The following is a 25,214-nucleotide window of genomic DNA, read 5'->3' as shown; positions in this document are numbered from 1 at the left end:
TGAAAAAATTAAAGAAAAAAATCAAAAATTTTGATAAAAAAACACATTTTTTTGTCGAAAATGTGTCATTTTTTCCTAAGTATAGAAAAATAGTAAAAATTTAGGTTTAAAATGAAAAAACACCATAATTTAAATGGTGTTTAATAAGATAATTTCTCAATTTTTACGTTATTTAAAAATTTTTCTGTTAATTTTTTATTTCCTAATCATTGAGAAGCAACAGTCCCCATTGCTGCTGCATTAGCTATACGAAAAGAATTTTCAGCATTCTCTAAGTTTAAAAAATAGTTTGAAACAAACATAGAAATAACTGTGTCTCCCGCTCCTGTGGCGGAAACAACATTTATTTTCTCAATTACTGATGCTTTATAAATTTCTTTTTCTTTAGTTAATAAATATGAACCATTTTTATCCAATGAAACCATAACATTTTGACATCCATTGTTTTGAATTTTTTTCATTATTTCTATTAATTCTTTTTCTGAAGAAATTTTTGTATTGAAATTTCTTTCTAACTCGTCCTTATTAGGTTTAATTAAAAAAGGATTGTATTTAATATATGTTTGCATTTTTTCTGTATCAATGTCTAAAACAAAATTAATTCCTTTTTGATAAATAATTTCAATAATTTCTTCTGTTATAAATTCATTGCTATGTCCCATGATTAAAAGAAGATCATTTTTGGTTATTTTATTTAATTCTTTTTTGAGTTTTCCAACTAAATCATAAGACAAATTAGTTTTAGGTCCATTTAGTTCAAAATCTGTATTTTTTCCGTAAAATTTTATATTTAGTCTTGTTTTTTTAGGGTGATCTATATTTATTAATTTAATATTTTCAGTATTAAAAATTTCTTTAAATTCTTTATAAGTATCTGCATCAAAAAAACTTATTGCTGTATTATCGATATCGTGTCTTTTCAAAATAATTGAAGCATTTATTCCTTTTCCGCCTGGGAAAATGTGTGAATCAATATATCTATTTACTTCTTTTAAATTAAAAGTTGCGTTTTCAATAACCAAATCTTTTGATGGAGAAAGTGTTAAAGTATAAATATTTTTACTCATATTATTTAGCTTGTTTTTTATTTGCAAATTTGTGCATTAAAATTATTGTTAATGCTGATGCAAAAGATCCAAGTAAAATAGCTAAAATTCAAAATACAATACCTAAACCAATTTGCAATCCAAAACTATTAAATAGATGTGTTCTTGCTAAAAAGACAACAAACATTCCACCATGTGGTGCAACAATATTAACACCAAGAAGTGCAGAAACTATACCAGCAACTGCTCCACCCACAATGTTAGCAGGTACTAATATTTTTGGTCTTTGTGAAGTATAAGGAATTGCTCCTTCTGAAATGAATGATAAACCAAAAATTATGTTAGAAATTCTTCCAGCTTCAATTTCTTCTTTAGTTCATAATTTTTTACTAATAAACATTGATAATGAAATTCCTAAAGGAGGAACCATACCAGCCGCCATTACTGCAGCCATAGAAACTGAAGATTGACCATTTACAATTGTTAATGTACCAAAAATGTATGCAGCTTTATTAATTGGTCCACCTAAGTCAATTGCCATCATTGAACCAAGAATTAGTCCTAGTAATCATGCTAAATAAGGTTTATTTTGCATTAATTGTAAAAATAATACTAAACCTAAATTTACATAAATTAATACTATGTTAACAACTCAAAATGCTAAAGCTATAACAATTGTTCCAAATAAAGGAATAAATAAAATATTTTTAATTCCTTGTAAATGTTTTGGAAGTTTTCCAAAAACATATTTAGAAAATACAATTATCATTGCACCTACAAAAAATGCTCCAAGTATTCCACCAACAAAACCTGACCCAGTTCCTAAAAATTTATCAGCATTATTTACTCCTGAGTTAGTAATTGATGGTAACAAGAATGAATATGTATCTGATAATCCTCCACTTGCTATTGTCCCGATCACAAAACCAGGTAATAACCCTTGTCTTCCTACTAAAGCAAAAGAAATATAAGCTGTAAGCACAGGAACCGCTAATCCAAGTGATACTTTACCTATTTTGAAAAATAGATTAGCAACACCGTTATTAAATCCAAATGATGCTAAAAATCCGTTAGATTGAATATCAACACCTAATGCTTTACCTACTATTAAATCGATAATGAATCCAATAGCTAAAATAATTCCACCAAAAACTATAAAAGGTAACATATATGAAATACCAGTTAATAGGGAACGATGCATTTTTTTAGCAAAACCACTAAAACTTAATTCCCCTTCTACGTTTTCAGTTTTATTTCCAGAAGAAACAGATTTAATTTTGGTTCCTTTATTATCTAAAATTTTTTGAATTTGTTCTTCTGGTTTATGTATTGCCTTTTGAGTTGAAATTTCAATAACATTAGAACAGTTGGCAAATTTTTCTTTTTCTATTTCTCTATCAACAGCTAAAATTACACCTTTTGCTTTTTCGATTTCAGCACTTGATAAAGGATTTTTTATTCCATCTGCACCTTGTGTTTCTACCTTTATTGAAAGATTCATTTTTTTAGCCTGTTCAATTAATTTTTGCTCGGCTAAATAAGTATGAGCAATTCCTGTTGGACAAGCGGTTACAGCAACTATATCATATGTTTGATTTAAATTGTTATTATTTGTATTTTTATCATTTTCTTGCTCATATTTTTCAATTAATAACATAAAATCATCTACTGTTTGAATTCTTTCTAAAGATTCAATAAAATCAGGTTTGGTTAAAAATTTTGCTAATTTTGACATTATATCTAAATGAGAATTTTCTCTTTGTTGATTAGAAAAAGCCATAGCAAAAATGTATTTAACAGGTTTTCCATCTATGGAATTTCAATCTAAATTATTAACTCTTGCAAATAATAAAGTTGATTCCTTAATACAATCATCACTCATATGTGGAACTGCAATATAGTCACCTATACCAGTTGAATCTTGTTCTTCTCTTTTTAAAAATAAATTAAAAACAGTTTCTTGATTATCACTGTATTTTTTAGAATAAAGTTCTTTAGAAAAGAAATTTAAAACTTCTTTTTTAGAACTAAATTCTTTATTTAAATAAATAGTATCTTTATTTTTAAATAAATCTTTTATTTTCATAATTTTCCTTTCTTTGTATAATTTGAATTTAATTATACCAAATAAAGAAACATATTATGATATAAAAAAATAATGGTTATATCAAATTATTTTCTATATTTAAAGAATTTTTTATAAAATTTAATACCTATTAACGTGGATGAAGTGGTTAAAAAAGCAAAAATAGGTATTAATCAAAGAAAGTTAAATTTTTTTGATTTATTATTTTTCTGTTCTTTGTTAAAAGTTTCTTTTATGTTTTTAAACTTTTCTTTTGACAAAAAATTTATGACATAAAATCTTGTTTTACCAACCAATTTGTTTTCTTTATTATTTAAATTGGGAATTATTTCAAAATTCAAAATATTACTACCGCTTTTTGATACCAATTTCTCTATTTTTTCTTTATTTTCTATATCTAAAATAAAATAATCACTTTCATAATTAAACAAAAATTCATTAAAATAATCTTTAATATAATTAATTATTTTGTTTTTTAACTCAAAATAATTTCCTAATTCAGTCTTTAATTCAGGAATTTTATAATTACTCAAATCAATTAATTTTTGATTTTCTATATTTTCTATTTTTACTTTGAGTGTCGAAAAATTAACTATATTGTCATATTTTCCTTTTATTTTGAAAAAAATGAATTTGTTTCTATGAGCAATTAAAGATAAAATTTTTTCATCAAAATATTCAATTTCTAATTCATTAGGAAAAGAAATATTATTATTAATAAAATAAGTATTTATGTAAGAAATTATTTTATTTTTAATCTCTATTTCATCAATAGATTTTAGTATCAAATCTTCCATTTTTATAGTGCTTAAATCCAAAATTTCCTTTATTTTTCTTGTTTTATTTTCAAAATTGAATATAGTTATTATTTTATTTTCATCACTATGATTAGATTTTATTTTTAAATATATAAAATCTTCTTTATTTCTATTTGCTAAATTAATTATTTCTTCTACTTTTTCAGTTTCGTTTTCAATGAAATAATCTTCATTATAATTAAAATTATTTGAGATATTTTCTGCTAAAAAATTTTTAATTTTTTCTAAAATTTTTTCACTATTTGTTTCATTTCCTAAATTAATACTATTGGATGAAAAATTATTAAACATCTTTTTAACTAATTTAAAATTAGTGTTACTTTTTATTTTATAAACGATACTGGAGTTTTCTTTTTTTATAAAATATTGCTCTTGAAAATGGTGAATAACTTCAAAATTAAAAATTAATTTGTCATCCAGTTTTTCAATAAAATAACTCACTTTGTCTTTATTTTCAAAATTGAACCATTCAGAATTAGCATTTAACTCCTGTTCTAAAGAAAAATTTTTAGATATATATTCTTTATCTATAGAAGGTATAATTTCAGTTTTATCAGCACTATTTAAATGCTCAATTTCTTGTAAATAATCAGTTCTTCAAGAAACAGGAATGTAAAAATATTTATTATTTATAACAAAATCAGAATTGGAAACTTCTTCTTTTATATCAAAACTTATTTTAATAATATTTTTATTAGTTTTTAATTGTTCAATTTTTCATATGGTTTTATCTTTGTTTTCAAAATCCAAAATGTTTTCATTAAAAAAATTTTTGTTGCTTTCAAAGTCTTTTTCATTTATTGACTTAGCTTGAAGTTTAATTCCTTCCTCGTTAATTAAAGGATTTATTTCAATGGTATTTTCTAAAATTGTATTTTGAAAATAACCATTTATGGAACTGCTCACATATTCTTGTCAGTACTTTATTATTTTTTCATAATTTATATTTTTTATAGTTTCTTCATTAAATTTATATTTATTTTTTAAATAAATAGATAAATGTTTTCCATATAATGTATCAAAAAAGTTTGAAATCTTGGAATTTACAAAAATTGAAGTGAAATTGTTATTACTTTTTTTATTGCCAATTAGTGCTATTTTATAATTTGTTAATCCTTTTGGCAATTTTGATGTAAACAATCAAATTCCAGAACTTGAAAAATAATTATTTTCATTTTCGCTTATTTTTATCGGTGTTCCATTATGGTTATTTTCATTATCATCAATCAAATTAAATTCATTATTTTGATTGTAAATTTTAAATCTTTTATTTGATGATGTTGAATCATTTACCTTTAAATTTACCCCTTTTTCTATTACAACAGCTTCAGCAATAAAACCTATTTTTTCAAAATTTTTATTTCTTATTTTTCCTAAACTGTCAATAGGATCTTGAAGAAAAATTGTTTCATAAGGCAATAAATTTGAATTATTGGAATAATCAACTCAAACTAACTGTTTTTTAGTTCCGGTTTCTTTATCTATTAATGGGTCATAAAATGGGTTTTTCTTTTTTGAACCATCGTTATTTAAAATAAAATTATTGTTTGAATCCTTTAAAAAAGGTTCTATTAAATCTCTTTGATTTTTATTATTTGCTGGATCTCAAGCAAATCACCTTAATTTTAAATCTAAATTGTTATTTTCTATTTCAATAATAGCGGTTCATCTGAAGATTTCATTTTTATTTTCTTTATTTATATCACTTTTATCATATTTCACCAAATCTATTTTATAGACCGCATTTGTAGATTCTTTGTAGTTAAAATTTAAGTCATAGAAGAAATCTCTGTTTATTACATCTATCTTTCTATCGTTAATGTAAAGAATTTCATTTTCTTGTGGTAAGGTTTTAAAATTTATTTTAACTGGAGTATTATAAACTCAATGACCACCATAAGTTTCAGTTATATTTTTATCATTTGCTTTTCTAGTTCTTGAATCATTTATCAACTCTAATGAATTATAATTAGTTATATCTAAATATTTACCAGGAACTATAACTAGTCTATCTTTCATAAGTTGACTTCTAAAAATTTCAGTTTCTTTATATTTTATTGTTGTATTTTCAGTTAAATTCAATATATTTTCTGAATTTGTGATTTTATTTCTATATCTTAAAGAAAAATTGATAGTTTCTATATTTGATTTTCTAACTGTTCTATATTGAAGATTGATATCGTTTGCAAACTTTACATCATTATAACTACTTTTAAATTTTCTAATTTTTTCTTCTAAATACTCAATATTTGTTTTTAATGAACTACTTCTTTTTTCTGTATAAAGACCATTAGATGCACCTGTATCTGTATTAATTTCTAAGTAATTATTAGTTAAAAAATTAGAAAAAAATCTATTTTTTATAATATTTAAACTTTTTAAAGTTTCATAATGGTCTACATTCAATAAATCATAATTAATGTGAAAATTAAAAGATAATTTAACTTTAAAATTTGTTAATCTAACATGAATATTATCTATATTATTGCCATTAAATTGTCCATTGGTTAAATAAAATTGTAATTCTACTTTTAAATTATCCATAAAAAAACTTTTTATTTCTTTATTATTTGTTGAAAAACGTTCTTTATATTCGTCAACTTTTTCATTTAACTTGCCAAAAACATACTTACTGATATTCAAACCATTAGAACCACTTGTAGAAAATTGTAAATCAGGAAAATTTTCATTTTGCTTATCTAATCCAAAGTAAAAATATAACTGTTTATGTTGATTATTTAAAATATTATATCTAATATAAGAATTGTGAATTGCAAAAGAACCATCATCATGATTTAAACCATTTGGAGCTAATTTAGATCCTATAAATTCCGTTCTTTGAAAATTAAAATTTTGATATGTTCACCCTTCTAAACCAGAAGCTATATTTATATTAGCTCCATATCATTTGGGATTTAAGTAATTTACTCAACTTCATAATCCAAAACCACCTTTTTTATTTGTGTATTCATGTTGAGCATATTTTCTATTTCAATTATAACTATCATAAAAAACAGTAAATGGTTTTTTATTTGAATTTATTTCATTGAAAGATCTTATTCATTCACTATAAGTTAATAAATCTCTTAAATTAGGTGAAAACTCAAATTCAGTTACAAATCTTTCATTAAAATTATGATTAGTTTTTGAATTATCCCTAATGTTTTGTTCATTCAATTCCATTGATGACATCATAAAAGGTATAAACGGAACAGTTGTTAATAAAAAATTATTAATTTTCATTATTCTCCATATTAATTAGCATATTTTTCTCTATTTCGTTATAATAAACTCTAAAATATACTTTCTTTTTCAAAGAAGATACAAGTAAAGATTCTCCTTTTCTTGCATTTAATAAGAAGTTAGTATCAAATTCATTTATTAAATTAAAATTTTCATTTTTTGAAAAAGGATTAAATAAAGAATTAATTATTTTTATATCGTCACCAGGTAAATTGAATAAGAATTTATATTGAATATTTTTTAAGATTCCATTAGTTTTATTTCTCATATTTTCATTTAATGAAAAGTCAGATGGATTTTGTGTAGATAAAATAAGTGAACCTTTAAATTTTCTTATGGTTTTAGCAGTATCAAAAATAAAGTCTAATGTTTGCAAGTTTTTGTGGTCTAAAAATTTATGAACTTCATCAAAAATAACTAAACTTTTTCTTTTATTTTTATAAAAATTATCGTTTATTTTTGTTTGAATTAAATTTAAAATCATAAAGAAAAAAGCATTGGAATTTTCTTTTGTAGAATTTTCTGTAAATGTCTTTACATCTATAATAATAAAATCTGAATTTAAATCCAAATTAGTTTTACCATTATAATTAGATGAATAAATTCCACTATTTTCAAAATTAATTTTTAATCATTCTAGCAATTTTATCCTTTCTTTTTCATATATTTCTTTATAATTTTTATCAAAATTTATTTCCTTAACTTTAATTATTAAATCACTAATTATAGGGAAATTCACTATATCATCTTTTAAATTTAAATTATTATAAATTTCTTTTAACGCTTTTATAAGTATGTATTCTTTTTCTTCTGTTAAATTTGGATATAATATTTTAATTCAATTTATAAAAAATACTATTTGATTTGTTATAGATCTTTCTATATTTTTATAATCTATAACAAACATTTGTAAAGGATTTATAGTTGTTTTTCCTGTACCTAAATCAAGTCAACTAATGGGAAACATATTTTTAAAATTTTGATATTCTCTTTGTGGATCAATTATTATAACTGAACTATTATTTTTGAGATAATTATCTAAAATAATCTTTTTTATTGTAGTAGTTTTACCACTACCAGAAGTACCGAAAAAAATACAATTTGAATTTGTATGATTAAAATTTCTTTTTCAAATATCTCAAATTATAGATTGCTTTTTATTTTTTCCAAGTAGAAACGAATTTTTATCAATATTTTTTTCAAATGTAAACGGTCAAGCATAAGCAATATTTCTTGAAACCATTTCTATATTTTCTTTTAATTGATCATTATTTAAAAAAGAAAAGGTTTTATATGCATCTATTTGTCTAAAATTTAATTTATTCATTATTGATTTCTCCTTTTTTATTGAATTATTTAAAACTAAATTTACATCATTTTTTAATTCACTTAAATTTTTATTAATATTTAAAAAAAGCATTGATGTCTTAAATAACTTATAATTTTCCACATTTAAAAGATAAGATAATTCATCAAGTGCTTCAATATTTTTTAACTCTTTTTTGCTTCTATATTGAGATTTTTTATTAAATGCCATACTGGTAAGCACTTTATTATTAGCAGCGTTTATTATTTTTTCATAATCTTCGGAAGCTATAGGTGATAAATGTCAAATAATTCAAGAATTATTAGAATTGAAAAATGTTTCAGCTCATCCTACATTTAAATTTAATGCTAAATCATTAATGGTGCTAATTTTACCTTGAAAAGAGTTAACAGAAAAATGATTTTTCTTAAAAACTAATTTTTTAGGTTTTAACAAATCAATTAATTTTTCTTTACTATTAATTTCATAAAAATCATTTAAAAGATTTTCAAAAGGATTAAAAAAAGAAAATAAAAATTTTATAACATTTTCTTTATTTAGTGTATTATTAGATATTTCTTGTTTATCAAAAAAGTCTTTAATATATTTTAATTCTTCATTTATACTTTCTTTTTTTGAAGAAAATATAATAAGAAAATATTCATCTTCAAATTCAAAATTCTGAAGGTTTTTTATATCTTCTTTACAATTATCAATATATGAATTTACTTCTTGATTTACAAATTTAAAATCTTTTTCTTCATCAATATTTATAGAAAAATTTATATTTTTTCTTGCTTTTAAAAAAGAAATTTTTTCTTCTCTTGTGTTAAAAAAACTAACAAACTGATCTAAAAAATATTTCTTTTCTTCAGTGTTTCTTGTTCAAATATTCAAACCATCAAATTTTATGACTGATATAAACTTATATTTATTTTCTATTAAATTTTTAAGTTTAATTTGACCATCATCATTTATATCATCTAAATTTACAAAAAAATTTGTGTTTGTTTTTTTAGAACTTTTACTAAAATTCTTATTTTCTGTCCAAAACATTATAATTCTTCATAGAATAACTCAAATTCTTGCATTATGTGATGGAATATAAATTAATAAAGAAGCAAAAAGCAATGATAAAACAAAAATAATAGAAATTGAAATTATTTTTTTATATTTTAAAATATCTGGAACAGAATATCAACCTATAAAAAAAGAAATTATAATTTCAGAAAAAAGAAATATTAAATCAGATAAATAAAAATTTCTTGCTATCAATATTTTATTTTTTTTGATACTTTTAGGTTGAAGCATTTTTTCCTTTCAAATTAGTGGTTATATCGTTATATGTTTTATTCAAATGTATATCATCTAATTGTAGAGATATTTTTTTTGAATTTAGTTCTTCAATGGAAATAAATTTAGTTAACTCTGTTTTATTATTTTTAAGATTTGCATTTTGACTTTTAATTATTTCTTTATTTTTTATAAAATTTTTGATTTCTTTTAAAACACTATTAGTTTCCTTTATATTTTCTTTTATTTTATATTCTTGATTTGTTAAAATTGAAATATATTTTAAAAACTTATTACAAGAAATAGCACCTCCTATTAACAAAATAGTTAAAATAAACATTTTGCTAAAATAATTTAAACTATTAACTTCAGTTATTCATGAATTTATAGAAATAGCATAAAAAGAAAAAATATTCAGAATCACTAAATAAACAAAAATAGAAATAAGTTTTGAAAAGAAACTTCTTTTTCAATATAAAAATTTCTTACCTTCATCCATTAAAATTGTTGAAAAGATAAACGGAGAAATTAAAAATAAAAAGAAATATTGAAATGTTTTATTAGCTAAATTTATACCACTTTTTATAAAAATAATTATTAACGAAATACCTACTATTGCAGGAAAAAATAGCAATTGTGAAGATGAAACAGAAAGATTTTTATAAGTTTCAAAATCAATAACTGAATAAGAATTATTATTTGTCAATTTTGTTCAAATGCTTTCCTGTATATCTTCTGGTTTTAGTGCTAAAAATATATTGTTAGCTATATTAGTTTTACTATTAAAACTTATAATCAAAATATTAAATATACTATTAAATATATTAATAACAATAAAACTTAAAAGTGGAATAAGAAAAACTAATAAAATTGAAGGTATTATATTCTTAAAAAGATTAAGAATTTTCACATTTTTATCGTTTTTCTTTGAGAATGACAATTTAATAATAACAGATATAAAAATTCCTATAAATACAATGCTGTTAATTATCAAAAAAGCACTAAAAACAATAGGTATTTTAATCTCACTATACTTTAATTGCTCTGCAGCTTTGCCAAAAAATAAAAGATTAATTAAAGGCGTGCTTAAAAAATTAAAAACTTGTGTAATTACAGATAAAAATTTAAAAGGTATTGTTATGAAAACAAACCAAAAAAATGAAAAAATAGAATAAAAAATTCTATCAACTATATCTAGCATTATGATATTCCAGAAGCTGCTTTTTTACTTATATCAACTGCAAAATTTACACCAATAGCGAAAATTATGATTATAACTACAAAAATAACTAAAATTATAAAAAAATGTACAATATTAGCTTTTCTTTTTTCACCAATAGAATAAACGATTTTTATACCAGTATAAATCGCTGCAATCATCAATAAAAAACCTACAAGTCCTGCAAATGCAGATAAAACAATATAACCAATTGAACTTGTTTTTTCAGCAATTTCGTTAATTATTACTTCACCACTATCGCTAGCAAATAACTTTAACATTCTTTCTCCTTAAATTCATAGACATCCTTTACAGAAGTTATTAAATTAGCCCCTTGTTTTATTAAACTAGAGTTTCCATCTTCTTCGCTAAAGTCACCAGGAAAACAGTAAACTTCTTTTCCGACATTAAGAAAATTGCTAACCAAATTCATTATTCCACTTTTAGTTTTTGAAGAATAAATTATAAGTGCATCACTCAATGCTGCAACCAGTCTATTTCTGTTTCTCAATTTATTTTTTGAAATATTGACATTATTTGGATATTCAGAAATAATTAAAGTCTTTTCATCCAAATCCACTTTGTTGGCAAAATAAGGATTATTTAACCCATTTGCTGAAATATAAATAGTTTCACCTTGTTTTAGTTTATAAAAATCATTGATTTTCATGTCTAAGTTTTTATAATAACAAGTTACTAATGTATGTCTTTTTATAACCTCTGGTAATGATTGATTAAGAAATTCATCTATTTTTTCATTATGAAAATCACCTGTTAAAGTCATTTTTCATTCTCTTTTTAAAAGTTCTATATTTCCTTCATAAAATATAACAAAAGGTGGATTTGTTAATATTTTAAAAGATTCAGGATATTCTTCATCCATTATAGTAATTGCTTTTATTTCTTTACTTTTGACCAAATCATCTATTTTTTCCAGTTCTTCTTCTGGTACTTTTTCTAATGTTTTTAAAGCATTATAAATTTCCATAAAATTTCCTGAGTATTTTATTGCAAAATAAATTAATATATTATTCATTTTTCCCTCCATTTAAATTTTCTTTTTTTTAATAAAAAATAATAAAAAAAACTAATTTAGGAAAAAAGAGCAATTTTTCATAAATTTATAAGACTAAATAGTATAATTTAGCAATGAAAAACAATAATTGATTTAAAGACAAATTAATAAAAAAGAAAAATAAATTTTTGATAAAAAGACTTTTAAATTTCTTTATTTTAATAATATTAAAAATATCTATAAGACCTAAAACTTGAAAAACTAGAAAAGATGAAGTTAAAACTCTAGTGTCTAGAAGTATTAATAAGTTAGCTTCTGTGGAATTTGCTTTTTTACCACCTGGATTTGCTTTTTATCTTTTTGTTTCCTTTATACCTATTCTTATTATTAGTTTTTCAATTATTTCTTCTATTAATTTTGGTTGATTTTCAAATAATTTAGAAAATCTCAAAGATTTTTTATTAGAACAAATTTTAAATCGTTATATTCCAGGAATTAATAATTCAATTCCAAAAACACTTAATATTTTTTCAAGCACAACTTGAGAAACAACTACTTTTATTTTATTATTAATTTCATCGCTTTGAATTGCGTCATCAGGTTATGCAAAATTTATATCTAGTCAATCTGTTATTTATAATCACAAAAATACGGGAAATATCTTTTTAAATCGTTTAAAAGGAATATTAATTGTAATAATAATTTCAACAATTTTATCTTTATTTTTAAGTGTTTCTTCTTTAATTTTTATTTCATTAAAAAGTAAAATTGAAGAAATTTGATTATATGATTTGTCTTTTTATTTAATTTCAATTATATTTTTATTTATGTTTTTTTATATTACATGATTAATTACTTTAAAAATAAGCCCTGTATTTAAAATTAGCTTTAAACAAATTTTGCCAGGAACTTTTATTAGTGCATTATCTTCAACTTTATTTTCAATTATTTTTGGTTTTCTAGCATCAGCAAAATTTATTAATTATGATAAGTTTGGAACATTAGCTACTTTTTTATATCTTTCTACATTTTGTTTATATATTTCATACTTGTTATATTTTGGAGTTATAATAAACGAAGCATTTTATAAGAGTTTATTTAGTCAAATTACTAAACATAAATATAAATTTCAAAAAACAAAAATATAAAACACAGAAAAATTCTGTGTTTTTGTTTATTTTTTACGTCTAAAAACCTTTTTAGCGTCTGGATCAGGTTTCATAAATTTACATTCAGGAAATGAAGAACATCCAATAAATCTTTGACCGTTTTTCTTATTATAACGATAAATTAAAGGTGCTTCATTCTCAGGACAATTTTCCCCTGTATATTCCAGTGGAATTTGCACTTTTTTATTATTTTGTTCTGAATCAGCCATTTTTTCTTGAAAATCATTTCAGAAAGTATTCATAAAAGATTTGTAATCTTCTTTACCTTCTGCAATTTCATTTAATTCTTCTTCAATAGAAGAAGTGTATTTTTCTTGAATAATTTTAGGAACTGAATCTTTTAAAACTTCTAAAGCAGCATAACCAAAATCCGTAGGTATTAATGCATTATTTTTAGATTCAACATAAAATCTATCTTTTAAAACAGAAACTGTTGATGAAAAGGTGGATGGTCTTCCTACTTTAATTTCATCCATAGCTTCAATTAAAGAACCTTCATTATATCTGCTTGGTGGGTTTGTTTGATTTTCAGAAGGAATGTATTCGTTAACTTTTACAATTTCACCTTTCTTAAAATCAGGGATAAAATCATCTTTATCACGACCTATTAAAGAAAAATATCCATCAAAAACTACTTTGGAAGAACTTAATTTAAATCAGTGTCCGTTATTTTCGAATTCATAACGAACGATTTCTCTAATAGGTGTTTCCATAACAGCTTGTAAAGAAATGTTATAAATTAAATTATAAATTTTATATTGTGAATCATTTAAATTAAATTTAACTTTAGCCATATCAGGTGTTAATGTTCAATCTGTAGGTCTAATGGCTTCGTGGGCATCTTGATCTCCAGAAATCCCTTTTACAGTATTAGAAACATAGTTTTTTCCGTATTTTTTCTCTACATAACTTTTAGCGTTATTTATAAATGTTTGACTTAATCTAGTTGAATCTGTTCTTGGATAAGAAATTAATCCACCACTTTCATCAATACCTTCATAAAGTTCTTGTAAAACTTTTGTTACTAACTTAGAAGACATACCTGCTTTTTTAAACAAAGTAGATTGTTTTAAAGGTGTAATTTTAGCATCTGCTTTTCTTGTTATTTTTATATTTTTAACAACTAAATCACCTTTTAATTCTGACATTATTTTATTAATGTTAAAATTACTAATTCATTCAGAATTTTCAAATTCTTTCTTGTCCTTATAAAAGAAACTAAACTCTAAATTATTATCTGATGTTGCTTTTATTGTGTGGTATTTAGTTGGAATAAATTTTTTGATTTCTTCTTCACGATCTACAACTAATTTAAGTGCAATGGATTGAACTCTTCCTGCTGAAGGGTTTGTTCTTGCATTTTGAATTTTTCTTGTTAATAAGTTGGATAATCTAAAACCAATTATTCTATCGAGCATTCTTCTTGATTTTTGTGAATTAATTAAATTTTGATCAATCATTAAAGGTTTATTAATAGCGTTTTTTATAGCTTCTTCTGTGATTTCATTATATTTAATTCTTTGATATTTATTTTCAATATTCAATGCTTCAACTAAATTATATCCAATCGCTTCTCCTTCACGATCCGGGTCAGTTGCGATTAAAACTTCATCAGATTCTTTTGCAGCTTTTTTCAATTCTTTAATAATAGTTTTTTTCTTTATATCTTCTTTATAAATGGGTTCTCAATTTTCAAAATCGATCCCTAAACCGTAAATACCGCTTGTTTTCATTTCAAAAATATGCCCATTACAAGCCATAACTTGATAATCCGTTCCTAAATATTTTTGAATTGTTTTAATTTTATTTGGTGACTCAACAATTACTATTTTTTTCATATTATTTAATTATATAAGAATATTTACATATCATCAAAACTTTTTTCATCAAAAACTCCAATATATGGTAAATTTCTCATTTTTTCCTTTACATCCAACCCAAAACCAACTAAAAATTCATTAGGAACTTCAATACCAAATTTATCTGGATTATAATTTGTTTGTCTTCCGCTTGGTTTATTCAATAAAGTTAAAACTCTTAAACTTTTTGGTTTTTTAGCTTTTAATAATTCCACAACTTTTTCAATTGTTATCCCTGAATCAATGATATCTTCTGTAATTAGAACATCTTTCCCAACAATATCATGAGCTAAATCCATAATTATTTTTACAGATCCAGTTGATTGTTGCCCACCTGCATATGAAGATAAAGTCATAAAATCAATAATATGATCAACTTTTATATCTTTAATTAATTGAGCAAGAAAAGGTAATGAACCTTTTAGTAAACCTATAATAACTAAATCCTTGGACTCTTTATATGTTTCATTAACTCAGTTAGCTAATTCCTTTATTGTTTTTTCAAGATGTTCTCTTGTGTATAACACTTTTTTTATTCTTTTGTCAATTTCCATTTTATTTATAAAATCCTTTTTTTAAATTTATTAATAAAAAATTAGGAAATATTTTTGTCCTAATTTTTTAAAATATTATTTTTTTGCTGCTTCAGCTACTTGTGCAGCTACTTCAGCAGCAAAATCAGTTTCTTGTTTTTCAATACCTTCCCCAACTTCAAAACGAACTATTTCTAGTAAAGAAGATTTTTTAGAATCTAAATATGATTTAACTTTAAAACTGCTGTCCATTACAAATTCTTGTAATTCTAAAACAATTTTAGCAAGTTCTTTTTCAACTTTACCATTAATCATCATTTGTTTAATGTTCTCTGGTTTTTTAGAATTTTTTGGATCATTTTCAATTTCTAAAGTAAATTCTTTAGTTAATTTATCAACTTCAGAACTTGGAACTTGTGAAACAAGAGCATACTCTGGATTCATAGCAGCAACGTGCATTGAAACATTTTTAGCAGCTTCTTCATTTTCTCCGTTAATTAAAACTAATGATGCAACTCTTCCGTTTGTATGAATGTATGAACCAATTCTTTGTGATTCAGATGCAGATAATTTTTTAGCTCTTCTAAAAGCAATTTTTTCACCAATTGTTGCAGTTGCATCAACACATAACTCTTCAATTGTTTTTCCGTTTTCATCTTTTAAATGAGTTGCTTCTTCATTAGAAGAAAAATCCCCTTTTAAAAGCACTTGACCTATTTTATTAACTAAATCAATAAATTGCTTATTTTGTGCAACAAAGTCTGTTTCTGAATTTACTTCAAAAACTACAGCAGCTTTTCCATTTGTTGCTACTGATACTAAACCTTCTGCAGCAATTCTTCCTGCTTTTTTAGCTGCTTTAGCTTTTCCGTTTTCTTGTAATCATAAAATTGCTTTTTCAACACTTCAACTTGAAGCTTCTAAAGCTTTTTTACAATCCACCATAGGAGCATCTGTTCTTTCTCTTAACTCTTTTATAAGAGCCATTGTATTAACTTTTTCCATTATTTACTCCTTTTCAACTTTTTCTACTTTATTTGCATTTTCTTTGAAGTTATTTCTTCTTTGAAATTCTCTTTTTTCTTTTTCTGGATCTTCAGGTAAAATAACTTTTTCATCTTCTTGATATGCAAATAATTGTTTTCCATTTTTAGCAGCAACAATAGCATCTGCTAAAATTGTTAAAATTAATGTAATTGATTTTACAGAATCGTCGTTTGCAGGAATTCCAAAATCTACTCATTCTGGATCTGCGTCTGTATCTAAAATACCAATAACTTTAATTCCTTTTCTTTTTGCTTCTTTAATAGCAATTAAATCATTTTTAGGATCAGCAATAATCATTACATCTGGAAGTCTTTTCATCTCCCTAATCCCTTGAAGATTTTTGTGTAATTTTTGAAGTTCTTTAGTTTTTAAAACTCCTTCTTTTTTAGTGTAACCTTCAAAGTTAGTTTCTGCTAATTTTTCTAAGTCTTCCATTTGTCTAACTCTTGAAAAAATAGTTCTATTATTTGTAATAGTTCCACCTAATCATCTTTCAGAAACATAAATTGAATTTGTTCTTAAAGCTTGCTCTTCAACTGCTTTTTTAGCTTGTCTTTTTGTTCCAACAAAAATAAATGAAGCTCCTTTTTGTGCTGCTTTATAAACTAATTTGTAAGCAAATTCTAAAGCTCTTTGAGTTTTTAAGATATCAATAATATGTGTTCCTAATTTTTTTGTATGAATGTATGGTTTCATTTTAGGATTTCATTGTGAAGCTTTGTGACCAAAATAAGTTCCAGCTTCTAATAATTTTTGTTTTGAAACAATTTCTCTTTCATTTGATTGAGAATGTGTTTCTTTTGCATTGTGATGCATTTCTTTTTTTTCTGACATTTTTTCCTCTTTTTATTTGTTATTCTTCCTATAATTTCGAACATTTGGCACTTTTCTCAAGCACACCCAAATGAATTCATTATAGTGCTTTTTTATTTTTTAAATTTTATATATTAAATTTTACCAAATTTTTTCAATATAAAAAGAAAGAAGTTAAATTAAGTTTCTTTCTTTTGTTTATTTTCCTTTATTTACTCATGATTCAATATTATCTAGCACTACTTTATAAATCATTGAAGCACATTCTAGCCTATTTAAGTGAGTTTTAACATCATTAAACGCCACTAAATTTCCTATTTTTTCTAAATTATCAACATTTTTCTTTTGATTTATTAAACTTTTATAAATTTCGATGATTTCTTTAATTTCTATAATTGTTTTGTTTTTTATAATGTCAAGAAAAATATCTGCTGAAGATAAAAAAACTGCACAGCCTATACCTTTAAATTTAGCATCTATTACTGTATTTTCTTGTAAATTAAGTGCTAATCAAATTTCATCAACACAATTAGAACTATGTAAATAATTATTATTTCAGTTTGGTAATTCTGCAACTTTATTTTTTGCATTAGAGTAATGATCCATTATTAATTTTCTTTTTTGATTTGCGTCCATTTTATATAAAACTTAAAAAGTCTCCTCCTTCTTTTAGTGCTTGTACTAATTTATCTACATCTGTTTTATCATTATAAAAAGCTACAGAAATTCTTACATAATTATTTTCATTTTCTACTTCAGAAAGAAGTTTTGAACAAAAATTTCCGCTTCTAACATATATATCTTTATGACCTAAATAAGAAGCTATATCTTGTGGTGCATATTGTTTTATGTTAAATAAAGTTATAAAATCACCCCTTTTAGATGATATATTTATACCTTCAATTGTTGATAATTGGTCATATAAATAATTAGCTACTTCTAAATTTAAATTATGAATTTTTTCAATTGAAACTTCGTTAATTAAATCAATTGCTTTATCTAATTGTCAAATTGCCGCTAAATTCATAGTTCCTGGTTCAAAAGCACTAATTCCGCTTTTTCGAGTTCAATTATTAGATTTATCTATTTTTTCAACTGCTCCACCACCAAAAATAACAGGGTTAATTTTATTTAAAATTTTACTTTTTATTGCTAAAACTCCTAAACCTGTAGGTCCATACATTTTATTTGCACTAAAAACTACTATATCTGAATTTTTAAAAGAAACTTTGTCATGAGCAATTGCTTGAGCAGCATCATTGAACACTATTGCTTTTACTTCTTTTGCTTTTTTATAAATTTCAGTAGAATTAAAATTTTGGTTTATGTTATTTGTAACTTGAGAATAGCAAATAATTTTAGTATTTTTATTAATATCTTCTAAAAGGTTTTTTGAATATTTTACTTTTAAATTTAACTCTTTAGCTATTTCGATTCAAGGAACTATATTAGAAGAATGATTATAAAATGATAAAAGGATTTCATCATTTGCTTTTAAAAGTTGTTTAGACATTAATGCAAATACATTAATCGATTCAGTTGTTCCTGATGTAAAAATAATTTCATCTTTTTTAGCATCTATAAGTTTGGCAATTTTTTTTCTAACAGTTTCCACTTTTTTTAAAACCTGGATTCCTATTTTTGAATCTGATGTTCTAGTACTTATTGAGTAATTTGAATAAAAATCTACACCCGCTTCTATTACTGATAAAGGTTTTTGAGCTAAAGCTGCATTATCAAAATATGTTATTTTTGATAACATAGGAAATAATTTTTTGTAGTTATTCATATTGACTCCTTTTAAATAAAGTTATATATTCTATATTTTTAGATTTATTGCCTAAAATTGGCGATTTGAAAATTTTTATAAGTTCAAAACCATTATCTTTTCCGTATTCAACAACTCTATTTATTAAAAATTGATGATACTTTTCGTCAACATAACCACCTTTTTCCACATATTTACTACTTGCTTCAAATTGTGGTTTTATCAATAACATAATATCTGTATTTAATGTCACGATTTCTTTTATTACCTTAAACACTTCTTTTAAACTTATAAAAGAAACATCACAAACTATGATATCCATTTTTTCTTTAAAAAGTTCAAATGAAATTGACTTTAAATTTGTCTTTTCTAAAGGAATTACCTTTGTATTCGTTCTTAATGAGTAGTCAAGTTGGTTTGTTCCAGAATCCAATGAATAAACTTTTTTTGCACCATGTTTTAAACTAACTTCTGTAAATCCACCAGTTGAAGAACCAATATCTAAAACTGTTTTATCTTGAAAATTTAAATTAAAAAGTTTAATAGCTTCTAGCAATTTATAAGCCCCTCTAGAAACTCATTCTTTTTTTTCTTCAAAAACTTCTACTTTATCTTTTTCAAAAGAAATTTTAGTACTTGGAATAAAAATAATTTCACCATTAACTTTGACTTTACCCATCCTAATAAGAGTTTCAGCGTTTTTAAGATTTTTTTGTTCTAAAAGTTGTAAAAGAGTTAATTTAGACATTTTTATTTTGCTACCTCTAAAATTTTAGTTATATAATAGTTAAAATTGCAAGTCGACTCCATTAATTCATTTGCAAAAAAATTAAATTTTTTTCTACTTTCTTTTTCAAACTCAAAAATATTATTGTGATCTATTTTTACACGAAAATAAAGGAAATTAGACAAATAAGTAGAAATTTTTTTATTATCTATTTTACATAAAACTTCATCTGTATTAAGTATTTGTTCTGATATCCATATAAAAGATTCTGAATTAAACTTTTTAATCAATGAAATTTCTTGTTCATAAATCTCTTTTATATCAATTTTTAAATTAAATATTAAAGCTAACTTTGTAATTAAAAAATACATTTTTTTATTACTAAAAATGTATTTATATTCTTTTTCATAATTATTTTTTTTAATTAAAGAATTAATTTTTTTCAATTTTAAATTGTTTTTCATATTCTTTACTTACTTTATCTAAAATAGCATTCACAAATTTATAATCTGTATCTTCTTCTAAAGTAAAATCCTTTGTTATTTCTACGAATTCATTAATTACTATTCTTTTATCCAAATACATTAATTCAAAAGCACCCATCAATAAAATTGCTCTAATTAAAGGTTTTACATTATTTCATAATACATTTTCTTTAAAAAATGAACTAATAATTTTTTTATGGAAAAAATACTGTTTTTCTATTAATTCTAATGTTTGTATTTGTTGCTTATTTAAATCTTTACTCTCAAAAATTCGATTACTTTCAATTACAAGATCTTGTAACTCATAAGAATAAATTACAGAAATTAACTCAATTCTATATTGCTTTCTTGATTTTTTACTAGATATTGATTTCATTTTTTACTCTTCTTCAGAAAGAACAGATAAATCCATATTATGAAATACTTCTTGGATGTCATCATCGTCTTCAAATTTTTCAATATGTTCTAATAATTTTTTTGTTTTTTCTTCATCTAATTGAACCTCTTGATTTGGGATATAAGTTACTTCTGCAGTTTTATATTCAAAATTGTATTGTTTATCCAATGCTGTTTTTAAACTTAAAAATTTTGATGGTTCACAATAAATTTCATAATATTCATTTTCTGATTTAAAGTCTTCTGCTCCATTTTCTAAAGAAAATAACATCAATTCTTCTTCATTTGCAAGATTTTTTTCAATTTCTAAAACACCTTTTTGATCAAAAACATAAGGGATAGAACCTTGTTTTCCAACTTGCCCTCCTGCTTTTTTAAATAGTGCTTGAATATTTGCTGTAATACGGTTCATATTATCTGTTAAACAAATAACCAAAAATGTTACACCACCTGCTAAAGTTCCTGAATAAATAACTTCTTTAAAATCAATGCCTTCTTTTGAAGCACCTGTTGCTTTTGCAATTGCCTTTTCAATATTAGCTTTAGGCATTGATTTTGCTCTTGCTTTAGAAACTACTAATCTTAAAGCTGGATTTGTATCTATATCTCCACCACCTTTAGCTGCAGCAACCATTATTTCTTTCGAAAATTTAGCAAAAATTTTTCCTCTTATTGCATCTTGAGCACCTTTTCTATGTTTAATATTAGCTCATTTTGAATGTCCAGCCATTTTATCTCCTTATTTTATTGAATTAAATATGTATGTAATAATTTATTTTAAATTATAATAAATTTTTTGATTTTTATTATGGTTTTTTATATAAAAATTAAAAAAACTTATTTTTTTATATTTGTATAGTTATTTTTAATTATATTTTTAAAAATTACTGTAAAAAGTTTTATAATTTTATTGTATAGATATTAAAGAAAGAGGTAAATATGTATCAATATAAAGCCATTTTAAAATCTACAAAAGAAGTAATTGCTCAAGGACATTCTCTGGAAGATATAGAAAAAGATATTGTTCATTTTATAAGAGAGCAAAAAAAAGGAATTCATACTAATAGTAATGTTCCTATTGAAATTTATCATATTCAAAGAAATAAAACAGATGGAATTGATTTATCTAAAGAAAAATTAGTAAAAACTATATAAAATTCATAAATATAAATAGGATTTAGTCCTATTTTTTATACTTTAAATTAAAAAACTTCAAAAAAATGGATTTTTTTCTTTTTAAAGTTCATTTTTTAATTTTTTTATTTTTTAAGTGTTATAATGATTTTGTTATGAATGAATTAGAAATTAAAAAAACTTTTAATGAAATTTTCAGTTGAAAATCTCATTATGATGAAGAAAACAGCCTATCTTGCGGTTATAAAAAACAATACTATCATTTTTTAAGTTATGATTCAAAAACAAATACAATTTATTATAGAGTTAGTGATAGTAATAATCCTGAAGACAACAATGCTTTTTATTATGATACAAGTATTAAATATGAAAAAATGCTTGAAATAAAAAAATAAAAAATGGTGGAGATGCCGGGAGTTGAACCCGGGTCCACACATAAGCTTTATTAAAAGTTTACAGTTTATTTAGTTTTTATAATAAATTAGTCTAAAACTAACAAAAAGAATCTAATTTATTTAACTATAAATTTCTTTAGATTTTAGTTAAATCTATCTAAATATCCTTTTAAAAAACTTAAAAAATAAAATCAAAGGAAAATCTTATTTTTTAACTAATTTTTAATTAAGCAAAAATTAGATTTGAATTTGCAGAAGCTAACATGTTAAATGTTACTTCTGATTTTTTATTTTCTTTTCCATTTAGAAAAGCCTAGAAGTAATTATAGTCTACTACACTACTGAGTTTTAATATTACTTATATATGTCGAAGCCAGTACACCCCCATACATAATTATTCTATCACATAAATAAAAAATATCTTAGGGAAAATACAAGATATTTAATTATTTTATTTTTGAAGCTCATTTTAAAAATTTTTTTACATTTGGAAAATCTTTTTTAAAATGTATATCATAAATAATTTCATCAATAAATGGTAAATAAAAATTGTCATTTCTTGATTTATATTGAATTTCGATTTGACTAAAAATTTCTTTAAAGTCATTTACAGTTTTTGGTTTGGAAAAATGTTTGATGAAATCTCTATAAAAATTTTCTGTTTTTAAATCCATTTTAAAAAATATTAAATAATTTGGATTTTGTTTTTTCTGAGGTAATTTTTCATATTCATCAACAAAAATGAATTCTTTTCTAAAAATTTTCTTTTTAGTAAGAATTATTTCATTGAAGATAACAATTTTTCTTGTATATTGTATCAAACTATAAATAAAAATAAATATCAAAATTTCTAAAATCAAAGTTAATGAAAAAATAATTATAAATGATATTCATATAACTTTTCAAGTAAATGAAAAGTAAAAACTATCTTCAACTTCTAAAACCTTTAAAATTGCAGAAAATATAATCAAAAACAAAAAATATCAAATAGGAAGCAATCCAATATATGATCGTGTATTATAACGATTAAATTTAAAGTAAATATTTTTTTCTATTTTTTCTTTATTTGTAACTAAAGTTTTAAGAGAAAAATAATTATCTTGTATTAATGTTCTAATTTTAGCACAATATTTTCTTATTAAAATAGGATATACAAATAACAATATTAAAAAAGTAACAACAAAAAAGATTACAGCTAAAGGGATTAAAACATATAATTTCATATTAACCTAAATTATCAATTTTAATTTTATTTTTTCTATTACTAGTTATAAATATTGCTATTAAATTACTAAAATTAGAGAATAATTTTAAATTTTTTTTCATTTTTCTCCTTTTATTTTGTATATACAAGATAAAAAATACCCTAAAAAGGGTATTCTAGATTTGTTTTTTTAATAATGTGCATTTACTATATTGTAATAACTTTTTAGTTATTACATAATAATTATAATACAATTTTTACATTTTTCAAGAAAAAAAGTAAAAAAGTGCATAAAAACTCTTATTTTAAAACAAAAAAATGAATTAATTCATAAAATTTAAATTATAAATATTATGAATTTTTCATTGGTTGTGGTGAATCTTGGTGTTGGTCACCATTCATCATCATTGAATTATCTGATGTGGTTTTATTTTTTTCCATACTGTTAGAATCAGAGTGCATCATATCTTTTGAAGTATTAGGATTTTGTTTTGGTGTTTTATCACTAGAATCATTCATCATCATATTTGATTTATCCATTGAATGCATTGTTTCAGTGGAATTTGATTTTCTTGTAGAAGTTCCTTTTATCGCTTCAAATGTGTCTTTGCTTTCAACTATAAATTCTGGTTTAAATACTATTTTTTCAGTTCCATCTTTAGCAAAGAAAATAAATGTATAGAATTTTCCTTCTGTAAGTTTATTATCACCTGTTCATGAAAATTCTAAAGCGTTTTCATTAACTACATCTGCATTAGCTTTTGCCATAGCCATAGTTTTTTTAACTATTGGTTTTCCATTAGCATCTCTTACTAAAGTATTATCATGTAATGAAGTTACTTCTGTTGCAAATGCTAATCATTCTCCTTTAACACCTTGTACTGGTGTATTATGTAATTTAAAAGTAAATATACCATTTGCATCTAATACGTTTTCACTTCTAGCAGCCGGGAATTGTAATTGTCTTTCTTTTATAGTGCTTGTTGTAAGTTTAGTTACTCCATATTCTGGTGCAGTAAAATCAATTGACAAGTTAGTAATTGTTTTAATTGAAGTTGCAGGGAAAATATCTTTATTTTCTTTAATAAAATCATTTTTGAAAGTAATTTTTTCTGTTCCATCATTTTTTCAAAAAATGAATGTATAAAATTTTCCTTCTGTAAGTTTATTATCACCCGTTCATGAAAATACTAATGGAAAATCTTTGGAAGCATCTACTTCTTTTGCCATAGCCATAGCTTTTTTTACTACTGGTTTTCCATTTGCGCCTTTTACAAGAGTGTTATCAGTTAATGATTTTACTTCTGTTGCAAAAGCTGTTCACTCTCCTGAAACACCTTGTACTGGTGTATTATGTAAGTGGAATGAGAAAACTCCGTTTTCATCCATTCTATTTTCACCTCTTGCAGCAGGGAATTCTAATACTCTTTCTTTTACTTGGTTTGCTTTAGTAATTCCATAAGTTGTATAATCTAATGATTGATTAGTTTCTTTAGTAGTTTTAGCAGGATTAGAACATGAAACAACTGCAAAAACGGTTGTTAATGTTGGTAAACCTAATAATAAAACTGATTTAAATCTTTTTTTCATAAATTCTCCTTTATATCCCGTCTTTCCCAGTTGACGGGATTTTTTTATTTTTTTTCGCATATTTAATA

At 23.1% G+C, this 25,214-nt stretch carries 22 protein-coding genes and 1 other RNA gene; 3 read left to right on the top strand and 20 right to left on the bottom strand.

The genetic code is table 4. From position 1 onward, the window contains the following. Window positions 1-140: 140 nt before the first annotated feature. The 7 genes from ACXX84_RS02845 to ACXX84_RS02815 form a co-directional block, all read right to left on the bottom strand. Window positions 141-1,067 (bottom strand): PfkB family carbohydrate kinase, encoded by a 927-nt coding sequence (locus tag ACXX84_RS02845; protein ID WP_436359132.1) that lies wholly within the window; start codon window positions 1,065-1,067, stop codon window positions 141-143. A 1-nt stretch (window position 1,068) separates the two neighbouring features. Further along, entirely contained in the window at window positions 1,069-3,132 is a 2,064-nt protein-coding gene (locus ACXX84_RS02840; RefSeq protein WP_436359130.1) for a PTS fructose transporter subunit IIABC, read from the bottom strand. Between the two features lie 86 nt (window positions 3,133-3,218). Next, window positions 3,219-7,193 (bottom strand): Mbov_0399 family ICE element protein, encoded by a 3,975-nt coding sequence (locus tag ACXX84_RS02835; RefSeq protein ID WP_458560398.1) that lies wholly within the window; start codon window positions 7,191-7,193, stop codon window positions 3,219-3,221. Continuing rightward, a complete protein-coding gene (locus ACXX84_RS02830; protein WP_436359127.1) occupies window positions 7,183-9,810 on the bottom strand; it encodes an Mbov_0397 family ICE element conjugal transfer ATPase in 2,628 nt (875 codons plus the stop codon). The genes ACXX84_RS02835 and ACXX84_RS02830 overlap by 11 nt, the downstream gene beginning before the upstream one ends. Then, complete coding sequence (locus tag ACXX84_RS02825) at window positions 9,797-10,993, bottom strand: Mbov_0396 family ICE element transmembrane protein (protein ID WP_436359126.1); 1,197 nt, start codon at window positions 10,991-10,993, stop codon at window positions 9,797-9,799. Before ACXX84_RS02825 ends, ACXX84_RS02830 begins: the two co-directional genes overlap by 14 nt. Then, window positions 10,993-11,292, bottom strand: a complete 300-nt coding sequence (locus tag ACXX84_RS02820) for an Mbov_0395 family pilin-like conjugal transfer protein (RefSeq protein ID WP_436359125.1) — start codon at window positions 11,290-11,292, stop codon at window positions 10,993-10,995. The genes ACXX84_RS02825 and ACXX84_RS02820 overlap by 1 nt, the downstream gene beginning before the upstream one ends. Beyond that, window positions 11,286-12,047: a DNA-processing protein DprA gene (locus tag ACXX84_RS02815; protein WP_436359124.1), complete on the bottom strand. Its 762-nt coding sequence runs from the start codon at window positions 12,045-12,047 to the stop codon at window positions 11,286-11,288. Before ACXX84_RS02815 ends, ACXX84_RS02820 begins: the two co-directional genes overlap by 7 nt. Before the next feature lie 113 nt (window positions 12,048-12,160). On the opposite strand from ACXX84_RS02815, the gene ACXX84_RS02810 reads away from it, so the two are divergent. After that, a complete protein-coding gene (locus ACXX84_RS02810; RefSeq protein WP_436359123.1) occupies window positions 12,161-13,174 on the top strand; it encodes a YhjD/YihY/BrkB family envelope integrity protein in 1,014 nt (337 codons plus the stop codon). A gap of 26 nt (window positions 13,175-13,200) precedes the next feature. Here the strand turns inward: ACXX84_RS02810 and topA are convergent, their stop codons facing one another. From topA to ACXX84_RS02760, 10 genes are all read right to left on the bottom strand, one after another. Further along, window positions 13,201-15,033 carry a type I DNA topoisomerase gene (topA, locus tag ACXX84_RS02805; RefSeq protein WP_436359122.1) on the bottom strand — a complete coding sequence of 611 codons (1,833 nt, stop codon included), beginning with the start codon at window positions 15,031-15,033 and terminating at the stop codon, window positions 13,201-13,203. Window positions 15,034-15,056: 23 nt separating this feature from the next. Then, on the bottom strand, window positions 15,057-15,608 hold the full coding sequence (gene hpt, locus ACXX84_RS02800; protein ID WP_436359121.1) for a hypoxanthine phosphoribosyltransferase: 552 nt from the start codon (window positions 15,606-15,608) through the stop codon (window positions 15,057-15,059). Between the two features lie 75 nt (window positions 15,609-15,683). Continuing rightward, window positions 15,684-16,592 (bottom strand): translation elongation factor Ts, encoded by a 909-nt coding sequence (tsf, locus tag ACXX84_RS02795; protein WP_436359120.1) that lies wholly within the window; start codon window positions 16,590-16,592, stop codon window positions 15,684-15,686. Window positions 16,593-16,595: 3 nt separating this feature from the next. Then, a complete protein-coding gene (rpsB, locus tag ACXX84_RS02790) occupies window positions 16,596-17,468 on the bottom strand; it encodes a 30S ribosomal protein S2 (protein WP_436359119.1) in 873 nt (290 codons plus the stop codon). A gap of 177 nt (window positions 17,469-17,645) precedes the next feature. Beyond that, window positions 17,646-18,083, bottom strand: a complete 438-nt coding sequence (locus ACXX84_RS02785; RefSeq protein WP_436359118.1) for an iron-sulfur cluster assembly scaffold protein — start codon at window positions 18,081-18,083, stop codon at window positions 17,646-17,648. Window position 18,084: 1 nt separating this feature from the next. Then, window positions 18,085-19,236, bottom strand: a complete 1,152-nt coding sequence (locus tag ACXX84_RS02780) for an aminotransferase class V-fold PLP-dependent enzyme (RefSeq protein WP_436359117.1) — start codon at window positions 19,234-19,236, stop codon at window positions 18,085-18,087. Continuing rightward, window positions 19,229-19,963: a TlyA family RNA methyltransferase gene (locus tag ACXX84_RS02775; RefSeq protein WP_436359116.1), complete on the bottom strand. Its 735-nt coding sequence runs from the start codon at window positions 19,961-19,963 to the stop codon at window positions 19,229-19,231. Before ACXX84_RS02775 ends, ACXX84_RS02780 begins: the two co-directional genes overlap by 8 nt. 2 nt (window positions 19,964-19,965) lie before the next feature. Next, the gene (locus tag ACXX84_RS02770; RefSeq protein ID WP_458572867.1) at window positions 19,966-20,406 is read right to left on the bottom strand and encodes a hypothetical protein; all 441 of its coding nucleotides are present in this window, start codon (window positions 20,404-20,406) and stop codon (window positions 19,966-19,968) included. Further along, window positions 20,375-20,803 carry a transcription antitermination factor NusB gene (locus tag ACXX84_RS02765; protein WP_436359113.1) on the bottom strand — a complete coding sequence of 143 codons (429 nt, stop codon included), beginning with the start codon at window positions 20,801-20,803 and terminating at the stop codon, window positions 20,375-20,377. The genes ACXX84_RS02770 and ACXX84_RS02765 overlap by 32 nt, the downstream gene beginning before the upstream one ends. Before the next feature lie 3 nt (window positions 20,804-20,806). Next, window positions 20,807-21,553: a YebC/PmpR family DNA-binding transcriptional regulator gene (locus ACXX84_RS02760; protein ID WP_436359111.1), complete on the bottom strand. Its 747-nt coding sequence runs from the start codon at window positions 21,551-21,553 to the stop codon at window positions 20,807-20,809. Between the two features lie 209 nt (window positions 21,554-21,762). On the opposite strand from ACXX84_RS02760, the gene ACXX84_RS02755 reads away from it, so the two are divergent. Together ACXX84_RS02755 and ACXX84_RS02750 are read left to right on the top strand one after the other, a co-directional pair. Next, window positions 21,763-21,978, top strand: coding sequence for an MAG6790 family protein (locus ACXX84_RS02755; RefSeq protein ID WP_436359110.1), 216 nt, complete (start codon window positions 21,763-21,765; stop codon window positions 21,976-21,978). 134 nt (window positions 21,979-22,112) lie between these two features. Then, entirely contained in the window at window positions 22,113-22,352 is a 240-nt protein-coding gene (locus ACXX84_RS02750; RefSeq protein WP_436359107.1) for a hypothetical protein, read from the top strand. A gap of 4 nt (window positions 22,353-22,356) precedes the next feature. On the opposite strand, the gene ssrA is transcribed toward ACXX84_RS02750, so the two are convergent. The 3 genes from ssrA to ACXX84_RS02735 form a co-directional block, all read right to left on the bottom strand. Further along, window positions 22,357-22,738, bottom strand: a transfer-messenger RNA (tmRNA) gene (gene ssrA, locus ACXX84_RS02745). Window positions 22,739-22,798: 60 nt separating this feature from the next. After that, window positions 22,799-23,575, bottom strand: coding sequence for a hypothetical protein (locus ACXX84_RS02740; protein ID WP_458560402.1), 777 nt, complete (start codon window positions 23,573-23,575; stop codon window positions 22,799-22,801). Between the two features lie 332 nt (window positions 23,576-23,907). Further along, entirely contained in the window at window positions 23,908-25,146 is a 1,239-nt protein-coding gene (locus tag ACXX84_RS02735) for a hypothetical protein (RefSeq protein ID WP_458560403.1), read from the bottom strand. Window positions 25,147-25,214 lie beyond the last annotated feature (68 nt).

The organism is Mycoplasma sp. AC157 (assembly GCF_054343415.1).
The sequence above is the reverse complement of the archived record's forward strand: the minus strand, read 5'-3'. Positions and strand labels throughout refer to the sequence as shown.